Genomic DNA, 26,709 nt, shown 5'->3' with positions numbered 1-26,709 from the left:
TGCCGTACCCATGCGGCCATCGGTTTTGGCACATGGGCATTCATCATTAACGACGTGTCGATCGTTTAGCGAGGTCTTTTACACACTTTTCACCGCGAAATAATTTTCAAATAAGAAACGCGGACACTGGCGGCTGCGCCTCTAGCCCTCACGTACCCCTGACCCGCACGCATAAGGCAAGCAACCCGATAACGGTGACGCCGCATAGGCATTGCCTCAAGACAATGAGGCCCATTCGTATTATCGATAACCCGCACTCTGTTATGCCGATATACTCGGCTGGGTTGAAAAATCAGAGAGACAGCGGCACCACTGCTGGCGACAGGTGATACAAGCATGGAAAAGATCATCCTACTGATACCCACACTACCGCTGCTCGCGGCGCTGTTGACCTATCTGCTGGCGCGCCGTTTGGGTCGGCAGGTAGTACGCATCAGTGTGATCGGTACATTGCTCGCCTTCGTCGCCGCCGCGGTCGCACTCTGGCTGACACTGAGCGGGCACGCTGCGCATACAGTCGCCCTGCACGATACCTGGTTAACATTGCTGCACGATCCGCTCAGCAGCCTGATGGCGCTGGTGATTGCCGGCATCAGCCTGATCGTGCACATCTTCTCGCTACGTTACATGGCGGAAGAACCGGGCTACGTGCGCTTTTTCGTACTGCTCGGTCTCATGACCGCCACCCTGCTGATCATGGTGGCCGCCGGCGATCTGCTCACCCTGCTCATCGCCTGGCACCTGGTGGGCGTGTTGCTCTACTTTCTGCTGGGTCATAACACCCGTGATGCCTCGGCCTTTCGTTATGCCTTCTGGACCAAGATCACTTACCGCATCGGCGACCTGCCGCTGCTTATCGCCGCCGTGCTGCTGTATCAGGCCTATGGCACCTGGTCACTGCCGCTCATCTTCGAACAGATCAGCGCCGCGCCGGACGCGCACCAAGTACTGGGCATGCCGCTGGCGGATGCAGTCGCGGGGCTGATCGCCCTGGCCGCCTTCGCCCGCTCGGCGCAGTTTCTGTTGCACACTTGGCTGCCCTACACCATGGCCGGGCCGACACCGGTTTCGGCCCTGATGCATGCCGGCATCGTCAATGCCGGCGGCTTCCTGATCAACCGCTTCGCACCAATCTTCGTACACAGCTCCGACGTGTTGCACTGGGTATTCATCATGGGCCTGTTCACCGCGGTGATCGGTTCGGTATTGATGCTCACCCAGAACGACATCAAGAAATCCTTGGGCTATTCCACCATGGGGCAAATGGGCTTCATGATCATGGAGTGCGGCATCGGCGCCTTCTCGCTGGCCATCTATCACCTCATCGCCCACGGCCTGTTCAAGGGCACACTGTTTCTCGGCTCGGGCGGCGTCATCAACGCCGCGCGCAAGGACGACGGCGTACCCAAGGAGGATTTGTATACCTTCGTGGTGGAACGCCGCCTGGCACGTCAACGCCTGCCCTGGTTGCTGATGGCCGCGATCACTCTGGCCGTGCCCATCATCATCCTGGTCACGGCGCACTGGCTGGTAGCCCAGGATTATTTTCAGAAGCAAAGCGCCATCGTGCTGCTGTTCTTCGGCTGGATCACCGGGGCGCAACTGATTTTCGCCACCTACCGGATGCGCAGACAGAATCTGCGCCGCCTGGTGATCCTGAGCATTTGCTCCTTTGCCGTGGTGGTCCTCGGCTATGTATTAATCAGCCATGCCTTCGATCTGTTCCTCTATCCCGACCCGGCCTTCCGTGAACAGCTATATGCCGCGGCGGACATCGATCTGTTCTGGTTTGACGTGCTGATGGTGCTGGTTTCGCTGGTGATCATCTTCGGTTGGGGGCTCGCCTACTTCACCGATCGCAACGGCAATCGCAAGGGCAAATTCGCCGGCCGGCTGTGGCTGAGCTTCTATGCCCTGATCTCGCGCGAATTCTATATCAGCGATCTATATGCCCGCCTGAGCCGCAGCCTGCTTTCAATCGCGGGACGGCTCAATCTCTGGTTGAGGTGGATCTGAGATGGAGGCCTTACTTTACCTGATGGCGGGGATCTTCCTGCCCCTCTTTCCCCTGAGCATGGGCTTCAATCTGCTGCTGGGGCACTGCCGGCAGGTGGTGCTGCGCGCGGCACTATTGCTGCTCTGGCCGCAGCTCGGCCTGCTGCTCGTCTCCAGCCTGAACACCCCGCCACCGGGCTGGCTGGTGCCGCTGGCGCTGATCACCGCGGGCCTATACGCCCTGCGCGCCCTGGTGCTGCGCGACGTGGGGCAGTGGATCGGTTTTCTGGCCACCTCCGCCTGGGCCTTGCTCTGGGTGTCGCTGCAGGGTGATACCCCCATCACCACCCTGCAATTATACGCCCTCGGTTTCAGTGCCCCGCTGGTCCTGCTCGCCCTACTCGGTCGCGGTCTGGAACGCCGCTTCGGCGCAGCCTATACCGGACTGTATGGCGGCCTCGCTCAGTCCACCCCGCGCCTTGCGGGCATACTGGTCTTCGTGGTGCTGGCAATCATCGCCACGCCCCTGTTCCCGACCTTTTTCATCATGCTCGCCACCCTCGTCGAAGCCGTGCCGAGCATGCCGGCTATCGGCTTCGGCGTGGCCGGCGTGTGGCTATTGTGGAGTTGGGCCGGCGCCCGTCTGCTGCAGGGGCTGATCGCGGGCCCCGCCGCCGAGCCCTGGCCCGAGGATCTGAGCCACGCCGCCACTCGGAGCTACGCGCTCGCCCTATTGTTGCTATTGGCGGCCGGCGTCTATGGTATCGGAGGACTGTCATGACCTTACCGCTGGGTCAAACGCTGCAAATCCGCACTATGATTTATGTGGCCGGCGAAGCCATTCCGTTTTTCTGGCCCATGCGCTCGTTCATTCATCACAACCCGCTGCACGGCCTGGAGCACCTGCCCTTTCCCCAGGCGGTGGAAACCGGCGCGCGGCTGTTTCACGGCCGCGGCTTCCTGCCGCGCCGCGATTACCAGCATTATCTGGCCCAGGGCAAGGTGGACCGTGACGCGCTGGCGCACAACATCGAGCGCTTCGTGGCGCAACAAGCTTCCATCCCCGGCATCGATCTGTCGCACTGGTTAATGACCCTGCTGACGCGCAGCCAACAAGCGTTAGCGTCGCCATGTTCCCTGGCCGAAGCCGACGACGTGCATGCCGCGCTCCAGCGGCAGCCCGCCGAAATGGATACCGCCGTCGACCCGGCCGCGCTTACGACGAAGCTGCGTGAGGCACTGCTGGGTGACCAGCCATTTTACGAAACCGTGGACACCCTCTATGGCACCGAAATCGGCGCCGAGCTGGATGAGCTGGTGATCAAAAGCTGTCTCGATTTCTTTGACGAAGGCCAGTCGGTGTGGCGCATGCCGGGGCGCAAGCAGGGCCTGTTTAGCGCCTGGCGTGAACTGGCGACGCGTAACGGCCGACTGTTCCTGCGCGGTTTGCACATCAAAGAGGTGCTGGCCAAGGGCAACAGCCCGGAAGCGGTGATCGCCTTCGTGATGCAAACCCTGGGCGTTCCCGAGGATCGCTGGGTCGCCTGCTTTTCACGCGAGCTGGCGCGCCTGCACGGCTGGGCCGGTTTCATCCGCTGGCGCGCCAGCGCCAAGCACTATCACTGGAGCCGACGCTATCCGGCCGATCTGGTCGACTTCATGGCCATCCGCCTGACCCTGGCCCTGGCGCTGCTCAGCGAACGCGGACGCGAAGGCATCCCCAGCGAGCGCACCGCCATTGAAGCGGCCGTCGACGAGCGCCCGCAGGAAACCTGGTTGCGCCATGAACTGCACAGCGGCGCCGTCTTGCCGGCCTATGCCCAACGGGTCGAACAGACACTGGCACGCGCACGCCCCCGTGCCGTCGAGAAACTGTTCGCCGAATATGCGCAGGCCAAGCGCCGCCACGAAGCCGAGGCCCAGGCGCAACGCCTGCGCCGCCTTGCCGAGACGGCCGGCGCCGGCGCCGCGCTTGAGTCATTGTCGCGCCGACAACTGGCCGAACTGTTACGCACCCTGCAACATGCCGAAGCTGAAGAAGGCATGATCTGGCTGCATGCCATGGAGGCGCAGGCCATGGATGCGCTGCTGCAGCGGGTCAACCTGGCGCCGCCGCCCGCGCGCGACAAACGTCCCTTTGCCCAGGCGCTGTTCTGCATCGACACACGCTCGGAGCGGATTCGCCGTCACCTGGAAAGCGCCGGCGATTACCAGACCTTCGGCATCGCCGGTTTCTTCGGCGTCCCCATCAGCTTCATGGAATTGGGCAAGGGCAGCGAAACCCACCTTTGCCCGGTTTTGCTCAAGCCCAAACACCTGGTGCTGGAAATGGCCGCCGCACCGCGCCAGGACGTGGAGGCGCTCACGGCGCTGGAAAAGCTGTTGCACGAACTCAAGGAGTCGGTGCTGACGCCGTACGTCACCGTCGAGGCCATCGGCATGCTGTTCGGCCTGGACATGGTGGGCAAGACGCTCATGCCGCAGAGCTACAACCGCTGGCGTCAGGGCCTGCACCGCGACAAACCGAACACCCATCTGTTGCTAGACAAGCTGGATCGCGATCAGGCCGACTCCATCGTGCGCGCGGTACAGCGCGCCGTGGTGGCCAAGGCCCTCGAACAGGAATGCGGGCTCGAAGCCGAAGCGATTACCGACGACATGGTGCGCGAGCTGCGCGAAGCGGCGCTGGGCCACGCCGCGGCAACGCCGGCGCTGCGCCGGGCCTGTCCGCAGCTCGCCGACGACGAACAAGCCTTCATCCGCCGCCTGCGCCAGGTCTACCGCATTGATCCCGCCTTTGCCCAACTGCAGATGGAACAACTGGGACGCATCGGCTTTACCCTGGACGAGCAGGTCAATTTTGTCGGCCAGGCGCTGCGCTCCATCGGCCTGCAACAGGATTTCTCGCGCTTCGTTCTGCTGGTCGGTCACGGCAGCCGCTCGGAGAACAATCCCTACGAGTCGGCCCTGGACTGCGGCGCCTGCGGCGGCAATCACGGCCTGACCAATGCCCGTGCGCTGGCCCAGATGGCCAACAAGGCCCAGGTGCGCAACAAGCTGCGCGAGCAGGGCCTGGAGATCCCGGACGACAGCTGGTTTATAGCGGCGCTGCACGACACCACCACCGACGAACTCAGGCTGTTCGATCTCGACCTGCTGCCGCCCTCCCACGTGGTGTATCTGGATCGCCTGCGCAAGGGATTGACCGGCGCCTCGCGCCTGTGCGCCCAGGAGCGCATACCGGAATTGCAATCGACGCCGGCCCCGCTCGATCCCGGCGCGGCCCACCGCCTGGCCCATCGCAACGCCATGGACTGGTCGCAGGTACGGCCCGAGTGGGGCCTGTCGGGCAATGCCTATTTCATCATCGGTCGGCGCAATCTTACCCGGCAACTGCCGCTGGACGGGCGCGCCTTTCTGCATTCCTACGATTACCACGCCGACCCCCGCCACCGGCTGCTGGAAAGCATTCTCACCGGGCCGCTGGTGGTGGGCCAGTGGATCAACATGGAGCACTATTTTTCCACCGTCGACAATGAACGCTTCGGCAGCGGCAGCAAGGCCTATCACAACGTCTCGGGGCGCTTCGGTGTCATGACCGGCAACCTCAGCGACCTGCGCACCGGCCTGCCCGCGCAGACGGTCCTTGAGCAGGGACGCCCCTATCACCAGCCGATCCGGCTGCTGACCGTCATCGAAGCCCCCTTCGAACATGCCTGGCATGCCATCGAAGGGGTGGCCGCGGTCAAGCAATTGGTGCGCAACGGCTGGATTCGCTTGCTGATCATCGACCCGGAACGCAACACCGCCCACATCTATGACAAAGACGACTGGCAGCGCCGATCGCTGTCCGCCGTCACCCATGCACAACAAAGGGAGTCAGCCTAGTATGAAGAACCTCAATTTCAGCCCGCTGAAAAAACTCGAAATCATCCTCAGCGGCGAACACCAGGGCCTGGCCACCGACTTACTCGACCGCGCCGGGGTCAAAGGCTACACCATCATCAACAACCTGTCGGGCAAGGGCAGTCACGGTTTCCACGAAGGTCATCTGATGTTCAACGAGGATGATGTGTTGATCATGATCATCGCCGCCGTCCCGGAAGAACTGGTCAAGCCCATCCTGGAAGGGCTGGCGCCTTTCTATAACGAACACTCGGGGGTGGTGTTCATTTCCGACATCCAGGTGACGCGGCTGGTGAAGTTTCGCGACTAAAGGGACGCGTCTCATAATCCACACACGCGCATGAGGCGTCTCGGCGCCCGGCGCGGCCAAGGTTTACCGGCGCAGAAATAGGCCTATACTGGACATCGTTATTTGCGGACAGAGGAGATTCGCGTGAGCGGTGTATTGGCAACCTTGGCAGACCATATCGGGCAACAGCAATCCGATATCGTTGACCGTTGGTGGCGGGCGTGTGAAAAAGACGACACCATGGAGATCGTCAGCCGCCTTACCCGCGCTCAATTCCGCAACAACCTCCCCGCCGCGCTCGATGGGTTTTGTCGGGCGTTAGGGGCACAGCCATCCACCGATTTCTCGCTGCGAACCATCGCATCCGAGGTATCCAAGCATGGGCACCACCGTTGGAAACAGGGCTTCAGCCTGAAACAGTTGATTCGCGACTGGGGCATATTGAACCGCGTGCTCGTGGGGGTGATCGATGAATTTTTCAACCTGCACCAACACCAAGGCAGTGCCGAGGAACGGACGATCGCCATGGACACCCTGGCCGAGTTCATGGCGGAGGCCACCACCGGCAGCGTGGCGCGCTTCGACGAACTCCGTCGTGCCGAGGCCGCCAGCGTGGCACGTGACCTGAACAGCATGAAAGGTCAATTTGACACGCTCACCCGGACGCGCGGCGCGATGCTGCGCGAGGCGGCGCACGATATTCGCGGCGGCCTTGCCACCGTCAGATTGCTCACCGATGTCCTCAAGACATCCAACGGCGGCAACGCATCGACAAGCAGGGCGCTGACCTCTCTCGACCAGAGCGTCGAATCCCTACGCGGCATGCTGGATTCATTGCTCGATCTTTCCCGGCTCGAATCCGGTGCCGACACGCTCGAGCTGTGTGAGATCAATATCGCCGACGTTATCAAGCGGCTTGTCTCGGAATTTCGGCCGACGGTCGACGAGAAAGGCCTGGCCTTGCTCAGCGCAGGGCCGGATGAGCTCGTGGTGCAGACCGATCTGAACAAACTCCGGCGCATCGCCCAGAACCTGCTCGTCAATGCCTTGCAATATACCGAGCATGGCGAAATCCGCGTCGAGTGGGAGGCGCAAGAACTGCATTGGACGCTGCGTATCGCTGACACCGGGCCGGGCATGCGGGAATCCGTCGGTGCCCCCATCACGAAAGAGTTGGACGATCCTGATCGCAGCGAAGAGGACGGGGACGTGTCGGAATCCGCCTGCTACAAAGGTGAGGGAATCGGCATGACCATTGTGAAACGGCTTTGCGAGCTGCTGGATGCGGGGCTCTCGAGCGACTCTCAGCTCGGCAGGGGAACCGTATTTACCATCCAATTCCCTTACCGATATCCGGACAAGCCCTAAGCGAAAGGCGGGCGGCTATCATTGCATGCGTAGCAATTCACCGCCCCCTCGCTACTCCGTACCGCCACTGGCGTAACTCAAGGCCCGCAACTCGCGCATGGCGACAGTGAGCATGGCCAGTTCGGCCTTGCCACCGGCCCTTATCTCGGCAAACACGTTATGGCAGTGCTCGATAGCCAGGCGGTTGCGCAGCGACCAAGTCTTGATACGCGCCTCCGTGCCATCCGTAGCGTCGGTGCGGCTCAACACCTGCAGCGTCAGGGCACGCAGTTCGTTGTTCAATTCGTCCAACAGACCGGTGCGGGCCTTGCGCTGCCAGGGGTTGAGGCGCGGCAGGCGTTTGACCTGTTCTGCCAGCCAGTGCAGCTCCAGTTTGCTGGACAGGGCGAAGTACAACTCGGCCACCGTCATCACATCGACGTCGGTGTCGGCGGCCACTGCGGTGATGTCCAAGGCGGCATACCAGGTCTCCAGACCGGCGATGCGCAGGGCCAGGGGTTTGGCGACGCCGGCGCCGGTATAGGGCCGTATGCGTTCGCGCAGGGCCTTGCGGTCATCGCTGTGCAAAAGCTTGGTGAGTTGCTCGGCGATGGCGCCGGCGGCGGGCCGGAATTGGGCGATGGTCTCGGCAATGCCCAGCGGCGGTCGGCGGTTGCGCAGCAGCCAGAGCGTGGCGCGATCCAACAGGCGGCGGCTCTCGATCAGCATATGCAACTGGGTATCGGCGCCGACCTGGTTATCCAGGGTCTCGATCTCGCCCCACAGCGCTTCGATCTGAAACACCTCGCGCGCCACGGTGTAGGCGCGGGCGATGTCGGCGGCATGGTCGCCGGTGGTCTCCTGGGTGCGCGTCCAGAAGCTGCCGCCCATACGGTTCACCAGGTTGTCGGTGATGCGGGTGGCGATGATTTCGTGCTTCAAGGGATGCTGTTCCATCGATTGCACAAAACGCTGCTGCACCGGGCCGGGGAAATAGGCGATCAGTTCCTGCGACAGATAGGGGTCGCGAGTGACATCGGAGGCGACCAATTCCTCGAACAGGCGGACCTTGCTGTAGGCGATCAACACCGCGATCTCCGGCCGCGTCAGGCCGTGCTCATGGGCCTCGCGCTCGGCGATGCGCTCGTCATCAGGGAGCGCCTCAAGCGTGCGCTGCAGGCGTCCCTCTTTTTCCAGGCGCCGTATGAAACGGGCGTGATCGCTGAGTAGAAAGGGCGCCTGGATGGCGGCGATGCTGATGGCCTGGGACTGCAGATAATTGTGTTTCAACACCAGGCGGGCCACTTCGTCGGTCATCTCCACCAGCAACTGATTACGCTGCTTGAGCGTCATGTCGCCGCCGCTGACCACTTGATCCAGCAGGATCTTGATATTCACCTCATGGTCGGAACAATCCACGCCGCCGGAATTGTCGATGGCGTCGGTGTTGATCCGGCCGCCGTTGAGGGCGTACTCGACCCGCCCCGACTGGGTAAACCCCAGGTTGCCGCCCTCGCCCACCACGCGGCAGCGCAGTTCGGCGGCATCGACGCGCAGCGCGTCATTGCTGCGATCGTCGGCGGCGCTGTGGGGCTCGGAGGAGGCCTTGACATAGGTGCCGATGCCGCCGTTCCAAAGCAGATCCACGGGGGCCTGAAGGATGATGCGTATCAATTCGTTCGGGGTGACCGTGGTGGCATCGGTGCCCAAGGCCTTGCGCGCCGCATCGCTCAGCGGGATGGCCTTGGCGCGCCGCGAGTAGACGCCGCCGCCGTCCGAGATCAACTCGGCGTCATAGTCGGTCCAGCTCGAGCGCGACAGATTGAACAGGCGCTGGCGCTCGCTGAAGCTGGCGGCCGGATCGGGGGCCGGGTCAATGAAGATATGCAGATGATTAAAGGCGGCGACCAGTTTGATCTGTGGCGACAGCAGCATGCCGTTGCCGAACACGTCACCGGCCATGTCGCCGATACCGGCCACGCTGAACGGTTCGGTCTGGGTGTCGAGGCCGAGTTCGCGGAAGTGGCGTTTGACCGACTCCCAAGCGCCGCGCGCGGTGATGCCCATCTTTTTGTGATCGTAGCCGGCCGAGCCCCCCGAGGCGAAGGCGTCCCCAAGCCAGAAACCGTAGTCCTGCGACAGCCCGTTGGCGATGTCGGAAAAGCTCGCCGTGCCCTTGTCCGCCGCCACCACCAGGTAGGGGTCGTCACCGTCGTGGCGCACCACGTCCTTGGGCGTGACCACTGCGCCGTCCACCAGGTTGTCGGTGATGTCCAGCAGGCCGCGGATGAAGGTCTTGTAACACTCGATCACCTCGACCTGCAGCGCGTCGCGGTCCTCAGTGCCGGGCAGTTGCTTGGGCACGAAACCGCCCTTGGCCCCGACCGGCACGATGACGGCGTTCTTGACCATCTGCGCCTTCATCAGGCCGAGAATCTCAGTGCGAAAATCCTCGCGCCGGTCGGACCAGCGCAGCCCACCGCGCGCCACCGGGCCGCCGCGCAGATGCACGCCTTCGACCCGCGGGGAATAAATGAATATCTCGAACATGGGGCGTGGCTGGGGCAGCATGGGTAATTCGCGCGAGTCGAGCTTGAAGGACAGATAGGGCTTGGGATGGCCGCGCCCGTCGCGCTGATAATAGTTGCTGCGCAGCATGGCCTGCACCAGGGTCAGAAAGCTGCGCAGGATGCGGTCTTCATCCAAATTGGCCACCTGACCCAGGGCCGCGCTGATGGCACCCGTCAGTTGTACGCTGCGTTCAGCGTCCTGTTGCGAGCTCGGCGAGAAGCGCGCCGCAAACAGGGCCACCAGCTGACGGGCGATGTCGGGATGGCTGGCCAGGGCGTTTTCCATATAGGCCTGACTGAAGGGCATGCGCGTCTGCAACAGGTATTTACACATGGCGCGCAGCAGCACCACTTCGCGCCAGTTGAGCGCGGCGGCCAGTACCAGACGGTTGAAGCCGTCGTTCTCCATCTCGCCGCTGCAGACGCGGGCGAAGGCCTCCTGGAAAAAATCCTTGACCGTCAGCACCTCCACATCGACATCAAACGCGGGCAACATGTCGAATTCGATGGTCCAGTAATAATCTCCCTGGCGGGTCTCGATTTGATAGGGGCGGGCGCTCAGTACGCGCAGCCCCATGCGTTCCAGCATGGGCATGATGTCGGACAGCGGCGTGGCCTGCTCGCGGCCGAAGACCTTGAAGCGCAGCAGCTCATCCCCGCTTTCGGGCGGGCGGTACAGGTGCATGGCCAGGGGCTGGCGATCGTTGATGCTTTCCAGCCGCTGGATGTCATGCACCGCCGTGCGCGCTGGATAGTCGTCGCGATAGGCGTGGGGAAAGGCCTCGCCGTAGCGCTCGAACAGGCGGGTGGCGCGCGCCTCGCCCAGCTCCTCATGCAGCGCGCTCAGCAGCGCGTCCTGCCACGACACCATGGCCTCGGTCATCAGGGCGCGCAGCTCGGCCTCGTCATAATTGACGTCCGTGTCCGGCCGCGTGCGGATAATAAAGTGCACCCGTGCCAGCGGCGATTCCGACAACTGAATATTGAATTCGCAGCCCTGGCCGTCCAGGGCCTGCATCAGGATCTCCTGGATGCGCTGGCGCAGGTGGGTGTCGTAGCGATCGCGCGGCACATAGACCAAGGCGGTGACAAAGCGGCCGAACAGGTCACGGCGCAGAAATAACCCCAGCTTGTGACGCTCACGCACCTGCAGGATGCCCAAGGCCACGTCCAACAGTTCGTCCTCGGTGAACTGGAACATCTCGTCGCGCGGAAAGGTTTCTAAAATGTGCTGCAGGGCCTTGCGGTCATGGCTGGCCACGGCAAAGCCAGCCTTTTCCATCACCGCATCGAACTTGCGCCGCAAGATCGGAACGTCAGCGGGCCGGGCGCTGTAGGCCGCCGAGCCGTAGAGGCCGAGAAATCGCCACTCGCCGACCACCTCGTCGGCGCCGTTGTAGCGCTTGATACCGATGTAATCCAGGTGCACGGGACGATGCACGGTGGAAACGGCGGTGGATTTGGTGATAATCAACAGGGTGCGTTGGCGCGCCAATTTGCGCAGCGGCGGCGGAATATGGGCGAAGCTGTGCGAGGCGCGGCCGCCGTCGGCTTCGCTCTCGCGCAGAATGCCGAGGCCGGAACCGGGCACCAGGCGCAGCACATCCTGGCCGTTCTCCTGCACCAGGTCATAGGCACGAAAGCCGACGAAGGTGAAATGGTGATTGGCGATCCAGCGCAAAAAGGCGAGCGCCTCCTGCTTCACCTGCGGCGGCACCGGCAAGGCCTGGGCCTCAACCACGGGGATGATCTCCTCGATCTTGGCGCGCATGGGACCCCAGTCTTGCACCACCACGCCGACGTCGCCGAGCACCTGTTCGACCTGCGTTTGCAACAGGGCAAGGGCGGCGTCATCGGTCTGACGATCGACTTCAAAATGCAGCATCGCCTCGCTCTGTCCCTCGCCGCTGCGCACCCGCGGCAACAGCTGTTGGATCAATCCGTTGCCGTCGCGCAGCACGTCGATGACGGGGTGGATCACCAGATGGGTGGTCAACTCCAGACGCACGCACAACATGCTGAGTGAATCCACCAGAAACGGCATGTCGTCGGCCACCACCTCGAAGACGGTGTGGGTGGATTGCCAGCCGTGCTGCTCGAAGTCGGGATTGTAGACCCGCACCAGCACCTGACCCGGGCGGCGCTGCCGCGCCAAGCGCCATTGCGCCAGCATGGCACCGTATAGATCGTCGATGGAGCGCTGGTGCAGATCCTCGATGGCGCTGGCGGCATAGTATTGCAGGGCGAACAGCTGGACCTGCTCGGCCTCGCGGGGCGCCAGCCGCTCTTCAACCAGGTCGGTAATACGCTTGATTATGTGTTGACGTTCGTGATTTTTGTACGGCGACATGGCTCTCCAAACTCAGCGGCGCTAATACGAGTATTCATAATAGTACACGACCATCGGACATACGCCCCGTCCCGCCCCATCGCCAAGCCGCCGAGATGGCGCTACAATACGCCCCGGTGACGCGGGCCTATGGGGCCGCAGCGATAAGGAAGCCATCATGAGCCAAGCCGTCGATATCGACAACACCCTCAAGCAGCTCGCCGACGCGCTGCGCCGGCATCTCGACCGCCGGGGCATCGACCAGCCCTTGATGATCGGCATCCACTCCGGCGGCGTCTGGGTGGCGCAACGGCTGCACGAGCTGCTGGGGCTGAAGGAGCCGCTCGGCCACTTGGACATCTCCTTTTATCGCGACGACTTCAGCCGTATCGGCATGAATCCCCAGGTCAAGCCGTCGCACCTGCCCTTCAACGTGGACGATCGCCATGTCATCCTGGTGGACGACGTGCTTTATACCGGCCGCACCATCCGTGCCGCGCTCAACGAGATCTTCGATTACGGCCGCCCGGCGGCGGTGAGCCTGGCGGTGCTGGTCGACCGCGGCGACCGCGAACTGCCCATTGCCGCCGATGTGACGGGCCTCAAGATGGAGCTGGCGCCCGGCGAAAACGTCAAGCTGAAGGGCCCCGACCCGCTGCGGCTGGTGGTGGCGCGCAAAGAAGGTCAATAACGATAAATACAATAAGGAACCGTATGATCCGCCGCAATATCCAGCTCAACCAACAGGGCCGCCTGCGCCACTTTCTGACTGTCGAGGGTCTCAAGCGCCAGCTGTTGATGGATATTCTGGATACCGCCGCCTCGCTCAGCGGCGTCACCGATCAAACAGTGAAGAAGGTGCCGCTGCTGCGCGGCAAGACCATCGTCAATCTGTTCTTCGAGGCCAGCACGCGCACGCGCACGACCTTTGAGCTGGCCGCCAAGCGCCTGTCGGCCGATGTGCTCAATCTCAACATCGACGCCTCGGCCACCAAAAAGGGCGAGACCCTGCTGGACACCCTGCACAATCTGGAAGCCATGCACTGCGACATGTTCGTGGTGCGCCACGCCGACAGCGGCGCCGCCCACTTCATCGCCAACCACGTGGCGCCCCATATCAGCGTCATCAACGCCGGCGACGGCAGCCACGCCCACCCCACCCAGGCCATGCTGGACATGTACACCATCCGCCAGAAGAAGGGTGAATTCTATCCCCTCATTGTCGCCATCGTCGGCGACATCATGCACTCGCGTGTGGCGCGGTCCCAGATCCACGCCCTCACCACCCTGGGCGTGACCGAGGTGCGCGTCATCGGCCCCAAAACGCTCATGCCCAAGGATGTGGAGGCCCTGGGCGTGCATGTCTATCACGATCTGGACGCGGGCCTGCGTGACGTGGACGTGGTGATCATGCTGCGCCTGCAGAACGAACGCATGCAGGGCCAATTGCTGCCCAGCGAGCACGAATACTATCAACTCTACGGCCTCACCCAGGAACGCCTGGCCAAGGCCAAGCCGGACGCCATCGTCATGCATCCCGGCCCCATCAACCGCGGCGTGGAGATCGAATCCAGCGTCGCCGACGGGCCGCGCTCGGTGATCCTGCAACAGGTGGCCCACGGCATCGCCGTGCGCATGGCGGTGATGTCCATCTGCATGGGCAGCCATGCCAAAGAGGGCAAGGACGGGGGGGACGGCTGATGCGCATCCTGATCAAGAACGGTCGTGTCATCGATCCGGCCAACCGCCTCGACCGTGTCACCAACGTCTACATCGCCGGCGGCCGGATTGAGGCCGTGGCCGACAGTCTGGAAGGTTTCGAGGCCGAACGCACCATCGACGCCCAGGGGCGACTGGTATTGCCCGGCCTGGTCGACCTGGCGGCGCGCTTGCGCGAACCGGGCTTCGAGCACAAAGGCACCATCGCCTCCGAGACCCGCGCCGCCGCCGCGGCCGGCATCACCTCCCTGGTGACACCGCCGGACACCGACCCGGTCATCGACACCCCGGCGGTGGCCAAGCTGATCCGCAAGACCGCCCAGTTGGCGGGCTATTGCCATGTCTACAGCATCGGCGCCGCCACACAAAAATTGGGCGGCGAACATATCAGCGAAATGGGCGCCCTCAAGGCCGCCGGCTGCGTCGGCGTGGGCAATGCCCTGACGCCGTTTAAGAACCCCCTGGTGGAAAAGCGGGTCATGGAATACGCCGCCACCTTCGATCTGACCCTGTTCCTGTTCTCCGAGGACCCCAGCCTGCGTCACAATGGCTGTGTCCACGAGGGCGCCATCAGCACGCGCCTGGGCCTGCCCGGCATCCCGGAGGCGGCCGAGACCGTTGCGGTGGCGCGCAACTTGGCGCTGGTGGCCGACACCGGCGTGCGTGCCCACTTCAGCCAGATCTCCACCGCCAAGGCGCTGCAGATGATCGCCCGGGCCCAGTACGACGGCCTGCCGGTGAGCGTGGACGTGGCCGCCCACCATCTGTTCCTCACCGACATGGACATCGGCGAATTCGACAGCCAGTGCCATGTGCGCCCACCGCTACGCCATCAGCGCGATCTACAGGGCCTGCGCGAAGGGGTGCGCAAGGGCACCGTCGGCGTCATCTGTTCCGATCACCAGCCCCACGAGGCCGACGCCAAGCTACGCCCGTTCCGCGAGACCGCCTCCGGCATCTCGGGGCTGGAGACCCTGCTGCCGCTGACCCTGCGCCTGGCCGAGGAGAACCGCATGGAACTCCTGGACGCCATCGCCCGGGTTACCACGGCGCCGGCCAAAATCATCGGCATCGAGGCCGGTAACCTCAGCCCCGGCGCCAGCGCCGACGTCACCGTGGTCGACCCCGAGCAGTACTGGCGCGTGACACCGGCAAACCTGCTCAGCCGCGGCCACAACACCCCGTTTCGCGACTGGGATATGAAAGGACGGGTCAGTCACACCTTGCTGGCGGGGGAATTGGTGTTCAGCCGCACATAAGCCCGGTGGTGGCGCGTCCCCTGATTCGTTGTGGCCGACTTACGGGAGGGCGTGCGCCTCCTGGAGGACGCACATGCCGGGCGCGCACAAAAAACCCGGCGCCGGGCCGGGTCTCCTGCATTCAATCAACGTAGTATGTAAGGTGGATAAATGCCCCTGACGGGTCAGCGTGCACGCCTATAATTTATTTTCACTCCGGCGGCGGCACCACCAAGATGTGGCGCAGATAATTGACCACATCGTCGATCTGCGCCTCGCTTAGTTCCTGCCCCCATATGGGCATCACCGGCGAGCGCCCCATGGCCTCACCGCCCATGGTAATGATCATCTTTTTATAGGTGTCGTTCTTGTCGCTGCGGGTCAGATCCGCCGGCGGCGGGTCGAACAACACCGAGGCGCGCCCCATGCCGTCACCGTTGACGCCATGACAGAGAATGCAGTTGGTCTTAAAGACGATTTCACCGCGACGCACCGGGTCAGTGATCATGGAAAGATACATCACCACATCCTCTATTTGCTCGTCGGTCAGTTCATCCTGCCAGGTCGGCATAAACCTGGAACGCCCGACAGCTTCGCCACCGCCGACGACGATCTTGCGGAAGTACTCGGGTGACCGCTTGGTAATTGTCAGCGGCAGGTCGCCATGGACCTTTCTCATCTTGGCGTTGCCGTCGCCCTTGGCGCCGTGACACAACACACAATAGGCCTTATACACCAGGCTGCCGCGCACGGCCCGGTGAGACTTATCCCGGGCCTGTTTCATCACCTTGCGGATTTCTTTGCGACTTTCCCTCATCTCATGCTTGAGCTGTTTCTTTTGCTCGGCATCGAGATCGTCGGCGCCGTACGTCTGACCAAGCGGTGCAAGGAAAAAGAACAGGCCCAGCACCATCGCCGCCAAGACTCCATTCACTTTATAGCCATGTATTACGCCAAACATAAAACCCTCTTTGATACCTGAAACGTGCCGTTACTCGGCCGATGAGACGAGGAGGATCGTTCTCAAATAGGCCACCACGTCTTGAATTTCCTGGTCATTCAGCTGCAAACCCCACTGCGGCATCACGTCAGAACGCCCCATCGCGGCGCCGCCCATGGTGATAATCATGCGCTTGTAGTCATCGTTCTTATCGCTACGCGTCAAGTCTGCCGGGGGCGGGTCAAACAACACCGCCGCGCGGCCTTTGCCGTCGCCGTTCACGCCGTGACAAAGAATACAATTGGTCTTGAACACCACTTCACCGCGACGTACCGGGTCATTCAACAGGGATAGGTAGGCCACCACATCCTCGATCTGCTCATCCGTAAGCTCGTCTTCCCAGGCGGGCATAAACTCGGATTTTCCCACAGCTTCGCCACCAGCACGAATGATGGACTGATAATGTTCGGTCGACTGCACGCCAATTTCTAATTGCAGATCACCATGCAGTTTCGTCATGCGCGATCCGCCTTTACCTTGGGCACCGTGGCACAGCACACAGTAGGCCTTGTATACCAAACCGCCGCGCTGCGCCTGATGGGCTTGATCCTTGGCGCCCTGGACCACGCTGTGGACCTTGGACCCCCTGGTTTTCCTGTTCGATTTCGGTTGCGGCACGACGATATCCTGTGCCAGCCTCGACGGCGCGGACGAAACCAGAATGGTTTCAAGATAGGCGACTACATCGTTAATCTCTTGGTCTTTCAACTGCAAGCCCCACTCGGGCATTACCGCCGAGCGCCCCATCGCGGCGCCTCCCCTCGTGATGATCATACGTTTATAGTCATTGTTCTTTTCGCTGCGGGTGAGATCGGCCGGCGGTGGGTCATATAGCTCCGAGGCACGTCCTTTACCGTCACCATTTACACCGTGACATAGGATACAGTTGGTCTTGAAAACCACCTCACCGCGACGCACCGGATCGTTCACCAAAGCCAAATAGGCGACCACATCGTCGATCTGTTCGTGGGTAAGTTCACTGTCCCATGCCGGCATAAACTCGGAGCGCCCCACAGCCGGACCGCCCTTACGTACAATCTGGTCATAATAATCCAGAGCTTTATTGCCGATCTTGAGGCTGATATCGCTACGCAACTTGGTCATACGTGAACTGCCATTGCCTCGCGCACCGTGGCACAACACGCAATAGGCCTTGTACACCACCGCACCGCGCGCGGCCTGCTTTGCCTTATCCTTGGCAGCCTGCATAACACTGCGCACGTCCTTCCGACTTTCCCGACCGCCAGCATTGTCAGCGGCAATACTCTGACCACCCAGCAATAAGGCCGTGGAAAAAACCACAATTACTTTAGCGACGATACTTGCCCTTAAGCCCGCTGTTATCATGCGTGAGTCCTAGTTGGCATTACTGTTTTTCGGGTCAACCAGAATGGTTCTCAGATACAGGATTACATCGTCAATCTCTTCTTCCTTGAGCTGCAAGCCCCACTGGGGCATCACTTCCGAGCGCCCCATGGCCGCCCCGCCCATGGTGATAATCATTTTTTTATACATATCATTCTTGTCGCTGCGGGTCAGATCCGCGGGCGGCGGATCATAGAGCACGGAAGCGCGTCCCTTACCATTGCCCTTGACCCCGTGACACAGGATGCAATTGGTCATAAACACCGCCCTACCGCGCACCACCGGATCGGTCAACACCTGCAAATACGCCATCACGTCGGTGATCTGTTCTTCCGACAGTTCATCCTCCCAGGCGGGCATAAACTCGGATCGTCCTACGGCAGGACCGCCCTGGCGCACCATTTTTTCGTAAAACGCGAGGTCATGATCACGCATCGCAATCATCAGGTTGCCCTGACCATAGAGCTTGGTCGCCCGGGCCATGCCGTCGCCACGATGGCCGTGACAAAGCACGCAGTAGCTCTTATAGACAATCGCGCCCCTGATCTGCGGATTGGATTTGGCGGCCCGAATATCCTTACGCGAATCCCGCCCGTCTGCCTGCGCCGGACCGGCGGTACCGACCAACATAGCCAGTACCGCCATCCCTACGATCATCCATGATGACTTCATTATTGGACCTCGATCACCATATACATTTCCGGATGAATGGCGCATTCGATCTCGGCTTCGCCGGGCTCGTCAAAGGTCACCGCCTTTGACTCGCCAGCCGGATAGGAGCCCAGGTCGAACGTCTTGAGGTCAGACAATGAAAAGATGTTGTGAAAGAAGGGGTCTTCATTCTTGAAATGAACCGTATCCCCCGCCTGAATCGTCATATTCTCAACCTTCTCACCGCCTTTCTTGAAGGTCTTGTTGTTCTGCGCGACGGTGTAATCCGCCGCACTTGCTGTAGCCGACAACAACATGGTGACCAGACCTACAGCAACCGTTTTCTTGCTTAACATAAAATTTCTCCTTTCTATCCTTGAATAACTGGCATTATTTGACCGGCAACTGGGGCACAGTGACCTGCATCGGATCGCCGGTCAACGCTTTCAAAAAGTTCACCAGATCCTGCTTTTCCTGCTTGGTAAGATTAAGCGGTTTCATATTCGGATCAAGGTTATCGAAGGTCGGCTTACCACCACTGTTGTAGTGCTCCACCACTTCTTCGAGCGTGGCGTATTGGCCGTTATGCATATAAGGCGCGGTCAGCGCTACATCGCGCAGCGTCGGCGTCTTGAATGCGCCTTTCAATACTTTCACCGGCACGATGCCAAAACGGCCTTCGTCGGCGTTGTCGGGCAGGCCGATATTGTGAAAGCCGTTATCGGTGAAATTGAAACCGTCATGGCAGGCGGTGCAATTGGCCTTACCCTTGAAGACTTCGAAGCCGCGGATAGCGGATTTGCTCATGGCGCCATCCACCCCTTTCAGCCAGCGATCGAAGGGGGCATCGGTTGACACGATGGTGCGTTCGTAGGCGGCGATGGCCTTGCCGATGGTATCTTCCTTGATGCCCTCACCCGGATAGGCGGCCTCGAACATCTCGATATAGCCCGGAATCCCCTTCAGCTCTTCAAGCAGCGAACCCATTTCCTGAGCCATTTCACCGCCGGCGACGATCGGCCCCAGGGCCTGTTGTTCAAGTGTGCGCGCCCGACCGTCCCAGAACTGGAAGCGCTGATAAGCGGTATTCAGAATGGTCGGTGTTGACCGATCGAGGGTGTCCATACCGTGACCCACCGCGGTGGGCTGGGCATCCGACCAACCCATGGCGGGGTTATGGCAGGTGGCGCAGCTGATGAAATTGGAACCGGACAGGCGCGGATCGAAAAACAAAAACTTGCCCAGCTCGACGCGTTCGGGTGTGCTGAGGTTCTTTTTCGGTTGCGGCACTTCCATGGGACGCAAATATTTCTTGATATCCTCGGCGCTGGGTTCCATGGGTGCCGCATTGGCGGCGGTTACACCCAGAACCACCGACATCCCGAACAGCGCGGCGGCAATTTTCCCTGTCAGACTTTTCTGACGCAAGGCACCTGTTTTCATGAGTTCCTCCTCATAATGTTATGGCCGGATAAACCGGAATTTAATGCATTGATTACAACTTAAACTTATCGACAACATGCCCTAAATCTGCAGCGGCGGCGTTCAGATCGCCCGACAGGCCGTGCAGCAGCTCGGTCTGGCTGTTAGTCTCACCGCTCAATTCCAGCAGTGAGTTGACGGCCTCGTTGATACCCTGTACGGCGCGCTCCTGCTCGCCGATCATCTGCACCACTTCATGCATCACATCGCGCAGATGCACCGCCTGGTCGCGGCTCATTGATGTCTCTTCCGACACCTCTTTCAGCCGGCCGATGTTTTCGCGCGATTCGCTGACCGAGCTCTCGAGCAGCTGCACCGCGTTGCCGACGCTGGTGGAAATGGTCTCCACCAGACCGGAGATTTCCGAGGTCGCGTCTTCGGTCCGCGACGCCAGCTGACGCACTTCGTCGGCGACGACGGCGAAGCCGCGGCCCTGCTCCCCGGCACGGGCCGCCTCGATGGCGGCGTTGAGGGCCAACAGATTGGTCTGGGATGAGATGTCGCGAATGGTCTTGGTAATGGCGGTGATGGTCTCGGCGGTGCGGGACAGTTCGCGTGTCACCTGGGCGGTGTGTTCCATGTGCTCCTGGAAGCGTTCGAAACTGACGGCGGTATCATTGATCTTGTGCGCCATGTTCGCGGAGGTGTCGGCCGATTGCTGCGCCTTGACCGCCGCACCCTCGAGTTCGCTCACCGCGCCGTTGGTGGTGGACATGACGATCTCGGCATCTTCCTTGATGCCCTTGACACTGCCGTGCAGGCGGGTGGAAACACCGTGGATATCATCGGCGCTTTGGGCCACGCTTTCGGCCTGGCTGCTCAAGGTGGCGGTGCCGCCGTGTACCTTGGTAATGATGGAATGCAGGTCCGAGACCGTGCTGTTCATGGCCTTGATGATGGTGCCGACCTCGTCCTTGCCGGGCTGATCCAGCTTGACGCGCAGATCACCCTGCGACAGGGCCACCATGGCCTGCTCCAGGGCGAACATGGGCTTGACGGCGAAGCGGGCCAGTATCAGGCTCAGGGCCACGCTTATGATCAAACCCACGGCGACGAACATCATCAGGATATAGATGGTCCGTTTGCCGGTGTTCTGGATTTCCACCAGCTGTTGCTTCATAGATTCGCGCTGACCGTTGATAATCGCTTCCGACAGCTCGTCGACACGGTTAAACAGGGGCCGCATCACCTCCAGCGCGCGCAGCGCCTCCAGGTCTCGGTCCTTGCGTGCCAGCTTGATCACCTCCATGCGCTTGGGGTTGATCTCCTTAACCAGTTCCTGAAGCTCCACCACCTCCTTGCTCTCGGGCAAGACCTCGCGCAGTTTGGCGATCTGCTCGTCGAGGTGGCTGGCGGCCTTGATGGCCGCGATGGACGCCGCGCGGATCTCACCGGTGTCGACGCGGGCGATGACCTCGGCCTGGGCGACGCCCATGCGCAACAGGGCAAACTGGGCGTCTTCCACCGTATTGATGCGCACCGCAGAACGCGCATTGGCCTCATTGACTTCCTTGCTGAGTTTCTGGATCGAGTAGGCCCCCATGGCGCCGACCGCGATGGTTCCGATCGCCAGAATGCCCGTAAGCGCCAATATCTTGGTGCGCCAACTGAATCTCCCCAGGAGCTTTTCAAATTTATTGATCATTGTTACCGACCTTGGTTAATCCACCGATTCCACATTGCGATTACGGCAACTGGATTCAAAAACTTGACGACCCCCTGATCCCCTACCGCTCGCATTGAAATAACGTCACATGGAGCGAATGCTTTAGAGGCACCGCCTTACAAAACAACCAGATAAAAAATTGGGATTGGCGCGTGCCGTTATGAGGCGAGAAGAATCAGGGCGCCAAGCGCCGCAGCGCTTCATAACCTGAAGCGGCAGACTGTCGGACGGGATTCAGTCGCGCGGGGAGCCGGACCGCAAGGGCGCACTGATCAGCTGTTTCATCAGCACGAAGGAACGGCGCTGCAGGGGAAATTTTTCCTTGGCGTGATAAAGCCGTCTGGAGACGGATTCGTTATTCAGGCTGCCGGTATCGATAAGCACCTCCCAGCGCGCCAGGGCCGGATCGACGGGCAGCAGGAAGGGGAGGTCCTCGTGGTGAGAATTGAACAGCAGGATAAAGTTGGCATCCGAGATCTTGCGGCCGCGCTCGTCATGCTCACCGATGGCATCGCCGGCCAGGAATAAGCCCAGACAGCGGCCAAAGGCCTGGTGCCATTCCTTGTCGGTCATCTCGCCCCCGCTGGGGCTGAGCCAGGTGATGTCCTTGACGCCAACGCCGAAGATGTCGCGGCCCTGGAAAAAATAACGGCGACGAAAGGCCGGATGCTTTTTGCGCAGCCGGATGAGCCTTTGCACGAACTTGAACAGCTGCCGCTGCTCTTTGTTCAGTGACCAGTCGATCCAGGCCAACTCATTGTCTTGGCAATAGGCGTTGTTATTGCCCTGTTGGCTGCGGCCCAGCTCATCACCGGCGGTGATCATGGGCACTCCCTGAGACAACAACAGGGTGGCGAGAAAATTGCGCTGCTGGCGCGCCCGCAGCGTGTTGATGTGTTGATTGTTGGTGGCCCCCTCCTCGCCGCAGTTCCAACTCAGATTATGGCTTTCGCCGTCGCGGTTGTCCTCGCCGTTGGCTTGATTGTGCTTATCGTTATAGCTCACCAGGTCGCGCAGGGTGAAGCCGTCATGACAGGTAACGAAGTTGATACTGGCATAGGGACGCCGGCCGCCTCGCTCATAGAGATCGCTGGAACCGGTCAGCCGATAGGCCAGATCGCCGATCAAACCGCCGTCGCCTTTCCAATAGGCGCGCATGGTGTCGCGGTACTTGCCGTTCCACTCGGTCCAACCCACGGGGAAATTACCCACCTGGTAACCACCCTCGCCCAGATCCCAGGGTTCGGCGATGAGCTTGACCTGGGACAGCACCGGGTCCTGGTGAATGATGTCGAAGAAGGCACCGAGCCGGTCCACGGCGTGCAGTTCACGTGCCAGGGCCGAGGCCAGATCGAAACGAAAGCCGTCGATGTGCATCTCCTGCACCCAATAACGCAGGCTGTCCATGATCAACTGCAGCACACGCGGATGGCGCATGTTGAGGGTATTACCGCAGCCGGTATAGTCCATGTAGTAGCGCCGATCGTCGTGATTCAAGCGATAGTAGGCACAGTTATCAATACCGCGAAAACATAGCGTCGGGCCCATGTGGTTGCCCTCGGCGGTATGGTTATAGACCACGTCCAGGATCACCTCGATACCCTCGGAATGGAGGCGCTTGACCATGGTCTTGAATTCCTTGATGTTGCCGCTGGCGTTGTAGCGCGGCTCCGGCGCGAAGAAGCCGATCGAGTTGTAGCCCCAGTAATTGCTCAACCCCTTTTGCAGCAAGTGGCGGTCGTCGATGAAGGCATGGGTGGGCATCAATTCCACCGCCGTCACCCCCAGGCGCTTCAGGTATTCGATAGCCGGGGCCGTGGCCAGGGCGGCATAGGTGCCGCGCAGCTGCGGCGGGATATCGGGATGGCGCGCGGTAAAACCCTTGACGTGCATCTCGTAGATCACCGTGTCGTGCCAGGGCGTGCGCAAGGGTTTGTCATCGCCCCAGGTGAAGGCGGGATCGATGACGCACGACTTGAACATGCCGGCGGCGCTGTCGCGCCGGTCGATGGACAGATCCTGGTCGGTATGACCGACGCGGTAGCCGAACAAGGCATCGCTCCAACGCAGCTGGCCGGACAAATCCTTGGCGTAGGGGTCGAGCAATAACTTCTTGGGATTGAAACGATGACCGCTGGCGGGGTCATAAGGACCGTAGACACGATAGCCGTAGAGCGTGCCGGGACGCGCCTCGGGCAGATAGCAGTGCCACACCTGGTCGGTCTGCCAGCGCATATCGACGCTGTGCGTGTTGCGCCGCCCGTTGGGATCGAACAGACACAGCTCCACCTTCTCTGCGTGCTCGGAGAAGAGGGCGAAATTGACACCCTCCCCGTCCCAGGTGGCCCCCAGGGGATAGGGATGGCCCGGCCAGACGGCCAAGGGGTTTTTGCTCAGCGGCATGGCACGGTCCTTTGCTCATCCAGGCACTCGCCGCCGCAGCCCAAACGGGGCGCGGCGTCACCCCACTACTGTACTACAGCCGCGCCATACTGTAATCAATCCACGCGGCTTCCCGGCGCCGCGCTCACAGTGTAGCGGCAAGGCCCGACACTGCCGCATTAGCTTTCAACTCGACACCGGCCGGGAACATTGCCGCGCATGAGCACAAACAGCTTATCCCCGCAGCAGCGATAACAAACCGTCGACCACCCTGCGCGCCTCCCGATTTCCCCTATAGGTCCTTCCACTGACGCGCAAGCCGAAGACACCATTCATCAGGATCTTGGCCAACAGCGCCGGCTTCTGGTTCGCCTGGATGGCTTTCCATCCGGATGCGCAAGTGTTTAGCGCCGATTAAAAACAATTGTTGTAAGGTAAGAGTCGTGCGCGCGACTACTGGCTATTACAATTGCGATGTTTGAGGAATCAGAATCACCATGCATGCAACCCGACCCCTGCTTCAACAGACCGAGCTCCCGGCCTTGCGGCGGCGCATTGAACAACAGAACGACGCCATCACGAACCGGGTAAAACAATGAAAAGAATCGGACTGCTATTCCTTCTGGCAACACTCATCATCGCCTTCTTCGCCTTCGATCTCCACCAGTGGCTGAGCTTCGAGACGCTGAAGCAGAGCCAGGCGCGTTTCGACGCCTTGTTCACGGCGTCACCCTGGCTGGTGGCGGGCAGCTTTTTCGCCCTGTATATCGTCGTCACGGCACTGTCGCTGCCCGGGGCGGCGGTGATGACGCTGGCCGCGGGCGCCCTGTTCGGCCTGACTTTCGGTACCGTGCTGGTGTCGTTCGCGTCCAGCATCGGCGCCACCTTCGCCTTTCTGGTATCACGTTATCTATTGCGTGACACGGTGCAACAACGCTTCGGCGACAAGCTCAAGACGATCAACGACGGTATCGCCAGGGACGGCGCATTTTATCTCTTCACCCTGCGGCTGGTACCCGTGTTCCCCTTCTTTCTGATCAACCTGGTGATGGGGCTGACGCCGTTGCGCACCGTAACGTTTTATTGGGTCAGCCAGATCGGCATGCTGCCGGGCACCCTGGTCTACGTCAATGCCGGCACCCAGCTGGGTCAGCTGGAAAGCCCCTCCGGCATTCTCTCGCCCGAGCTGGTACTCTCCTTCGCCCTGCTCGGGCTCTTCCCGCTGATCGCCCGCAGCGTGGTACGCCGTATTCGGCGCCGCCGGGTTTACGCCAAGTGGCAGCGCCCGAAACGCTATGATCGCAACTTGATCGTCATCGGTGCCGGTGCGGCGGGGCTGGTCAGTGCCTACATCGCCGCCGCGGTGAAGGCGAAAGTCACCTTGATCGAAGCACACAAGATGGGCGGCGACTGCTTGAACTATGGTTGCGTCCCAAGCAAGGCCCTTATCAAAAGCGCCAAATTGGCGCAGCAGATCCGCAGCGCCGATCACTACGGTTTGGAGCGCGGCGAAGCGCGATTCAGCTTCCGCCAGGTGATGGCCCGTGTGCAAAAAGTGATTCACGCGGTGGAACCCCACGACAGCGTGGAGCGCTACACCAAACTCGGCGTCGAGGTGTTGCAGGGTTATGCCCGCCTGCTCGACCCCTGGACGGTCGAGATCAAACTCAAGGACGGCGGCACGCAGCGGCTCACCACCCGCAGCATCGTCATCGCCACCGGCGCGCGTCCCTTCGTACCGCCGCTGCCAGGGATCGAAGAGGTCGGCTACCTCACCAGCGATACCGTATGGGAGGCGTTTGCCAAGCTGGATCACGCCCCTGCCCGACTGGTGGTGCTGGGCGGCGGCCCCATCGGCTGTGAGCTGGCGCAGAGCTTCGCCCGCCTCGGATCCCAGGTGACGCAAATCCAGCGCGGCCCGCGCATCATGCCCAATGAGGACGAAGAGGTGTCCAGGCTTGCCAAGGCTGCCCTGGAAGAGAGTGGTGTCAACGTACTCACCCACCATGAGGCGGTGCGCTGTGAACGCTCGACCGCGAACGGGGACGCGCGCAAATTCATCGTTGTCCAGCACAACGAGGTTGAACAGCGCATCGAGTTCGATGCCCTGCTCTGTGCCGTCGGCCGCGTTGCGCGCCTGCAAGGCTACGGCCTGGAGGAGTTGGGCATCGAAACGCAGCGTACCGTGGTCACCAATGACTATCTGGAGACGCTCTATCCCAACATCCTCGCCGCAGGCGATGTCGCCGGGCCGTACCAGTTCACCCACACCGCCTCCCATCAGGCGTGGTTCGCCGCGGTCAATGGACTGTTCGGCGACTTGAAACGATTCAAGGCCGACTATTCCGTCATCCCCTGGTCCACTTTCATCGACCCGGAGGTGGCACGCGTCGGTTTCAACGAACAGGATGCACAGCGCAAAGGTATCGCCTATGAGGTCACAAAGTACGGCATCGACGAGCTTGACCGTGCCATCGCCGACGGCGCGGCCTACGGCTTCGTCAAGGTGCTCACCGTTCCCGGTAAAGACAGAATCCTCGGCGTGACCATCGTCGGGGAACATGCCGGCGACCTGCTGGCGGAGTTCGTGCTGGCGATGAAACACGGCCTGGGCCTCAACAAGATCCTCGGTACTATTCATATCTATCCCACGCTGGCGGAGGCGAATAAATATGCCGCCGGTGAGTGGAAGCGCGCCCATGCGCCGCAACGGCTGCTGGCGTGGCTGGAGCGTTATCACACCTGGAAGCGGGGATAAGCTATGAAACGT

Annotated in this window: 17 protein-coding genes; 9 read left to right on the top strand and 8 right to left on the bottom strand. The window is 61.3% G+C overall.

Annotated elements, in window-relative coordinates; translation table 11 throughout:
• The first annotated feature begins 336 nt into the window (after window positions 1–336).
• From Tel_01400 to Tel_01380, 5 genes are all read left to right on the top strand, one after another.
• Window positions 337–2,016: an oxidoreductase gene (locus Tel_01400; protein ID ALP51899.1), complete on the top strand. Its 1,680-nt coding sequence runs from the start codon at window positions 337–339 to the stop codon at window positions 2,014–2,016.
• Window position 2,017: 1 nt separating this feature from the next.
• Window positions 2,018–2,776: a hypothetical protein gene (locus Tel_01395; protein ALP51898.1), complete on the top strand. Its 759-nt coding sequence runs from the start codon at window positions 2,018–2,020 to the stop codon at window positions 2,774–2,776.
• Between the two features lie 35 nt (window positions 2,777–2,811).
• Window positions 2,812–5,883, top strand: a complete 3,072-nt coding sequence (locus Tel_01390) for a hypothetical protein (protein ID ALP54689.1) — start codon at window positions 2,812–2,814, stop codon at window positions 5,881–5,883.
• A 1-nt stretch (window position 5,884) separates the two neighbouring features.
• Window positions 5,885–6,211 (top strand): transcriptional regulator, encoded by a 327-nt coding sequence (locus Tel_01385; protein ID ALP51897.1) that lies wholly within the window; start codon window positions 5,885–5,887, stop codon window positions 6,209–6,211.
• Between the two features lie 123 nt (window positions 6,212–6,334).
• Entirely contained in the window at window positions 6,335–7,558 is a 1,224-nt protein-coding gene (locus Tel_01380) for a hypothetical protein (protein ID ALP51896.1), read from the top strand.
• Between the two features lie 51 nt (window positions 7,559–7,609).
• On the opposite strand, the gene Tel_01375 is transcribed toward Tel_01380, so the two are convergent.
• Window positions 7,610–12,457, bottom strand: a complete 4,848-nt coding sequence (locus tag Tel_01375) for an NAD-glutamate dehydrogenase (protein ALP51895.1) — start codon at window positions 12,455–12,457, stop codon at window positions 7,610–7,612.
• Between the two features lie 157 nt (window positions 12,458–12,614).
• Between Tel_01375 and Tel_01370 the strand changes: the two genes are divergently transcribed.
• The 3 genes from Tel_01370 to Tel_01360 are packed head-to-tail and all read left to right on the top strand — an operon-like array spanning window position 12,615 to window position 15,414.
• On the top strand, window positions 12,615–13,127 hold the full coding sequence (locus tag Tel_01370; protein ALP51894.1) for a hypothetical protein: 513 nt from the start codon (window positions 12,615–12,617) through the stop codon (window positions 13,125–13,127).
• Window positions 13,128–13,150: 23 nt separating this feature from the next.
• Window positions 13,151–14,137, top strand: a complete 987-nt coding sequence (locus Tel_01365; GenBank protein ID ALP51893.1) for a hypothetical protein — start codon at window positions 13,151–13,153, stop codon at window positions 14,135–14,137.
• Window positions 14,137–15,414: a dihydroorotase gene (locus Tel_01360; protein ALP51892.1), complete on the top strand. Its 1,278-nt coding sequence runs from the start codon at window positions 14,137–14,139 to the stop codon at window positions 15,412–15,414. Before Tel_01365 ends, Tel_01360 begins: the two co-directional genes overlap by 1 nt.
• A gap of 190 nt (window positions 15,415–15,604) precedes the next feature.
• Here the strand turns inward: Tel_01360 and Tel_01355 are convergent, their stop codons facing one another.
• From Tel_01355 to Tel_01325, 7 genes are all read right to left on the bottom strand, one after another.
• Window positions 15,605–16,306, bottom strand: coding sequence for a hypothetical protein (locus tag Tel_01355; GenBank protein ALP51891.1), 702 nt, complete (start codon window positions 16,304–16,306; stop codon window positions 15,605–15,607).
• 78 nt (window positions 16,307–16,384) lie between these two features.
• Window positions 16,385–17,602, bottom strand: coding sequence for a hypothetical protein (locus Tel_01350; protein ID ALP51890.1), 1,218 nt, complete (start codon window positions 17,600–17,602; stop codon window positions 16,385–16,387).
• A 147-nt stretch (window positions 17,603–17,749) separates the two neighbouring features.
• Window positions 17,750–18,403: a hypothetical protein gene (locus tag Tel_01345; GenBank protein ID ALP51889.1), complete on the bottom strand. Its 654-nt coding sequence runs from the start codon at window positions 18,401–18,403 to the stop codon at window positions 17,750–17,752.
• Window positions 18,404–18,429: 26 nt separating this feature from the next.
• Window positions 18,430–18,765, bottom strand: coding sequence for a methylamine utilization protein (locus tag Tel_01340; GenBank protein ID ALP51888.1), 336 nt, complete (start codon window positions 18,763–18,765; stop codon window positions 18,430–18,432).
• A gap of 34 nt (window positions 18,766–18,799) precedes the next feature.
• A complete protein-coding gene (locus tag Tel_01335) occupies window positions 18,800–19,852 on the bottom strand; it encodes a tryptophan tryptophylquinone biosynthesis enzyme MauG (protein ID ALP51887.1) in 1,053 nt (350 codons plus the stop codon).
• A 52-nt stretch (window positions 19,853–19,904) separates the two neighbouring features.
• Complete coding sequence (locus Tel_01330) at window positions 19,905–21,536, bottom strand: hypothetical protein (protein ID ALP51886.1); 1,632 nt, start codon at window positions 21,534–21,536, stop codon at window positions 19,905–19,907.
• A gap of 255 nt (window positions 21,537–21,791) precedes the next feature.
• Window positions 21,792–23,954: a glycogen debranching protein gene (locus Tel_01325; GenBank protein ALP54688.1), complete on the bottom strand. Its 2,163-nt coding sequence runs from the start codon at window positions 23,952–23,954 to the stop codon at window positions 21,792–21,794.
• Window positions 23,955–24,534: 580 nt separating this feature from the next.
• Between Tel_01325 and Tel_01320 the strand changes: the two genes are divergently transcribed.
• Window positions 24,535–26,697, top strand: coding sequence for a pyridine nucleotide-disulfide oxidoreductase (locus Tel_01320; protein ALP51885.1), 2,163 nt, complete (start codon window positions 24,535–24,537; stop codon window positions 26,695–26,697).
• Window positions 26,698–26,709: the final 12 nt, after the last annotated feature.

Source organism: Candidatus Tenderia electrophaga (assembly GCA_001447805.1).
In the GTDB taxonomy this organism is placed as follows: Bacteria; Pseudomonadota; Gammaproteobacteria; order Tenderiales; family Tenderiaceae; genus Tenderia; species Tenderia electrophaga.
This window is presented reverse-complemented; position numbering and strand designations above follow the sequence as displayed.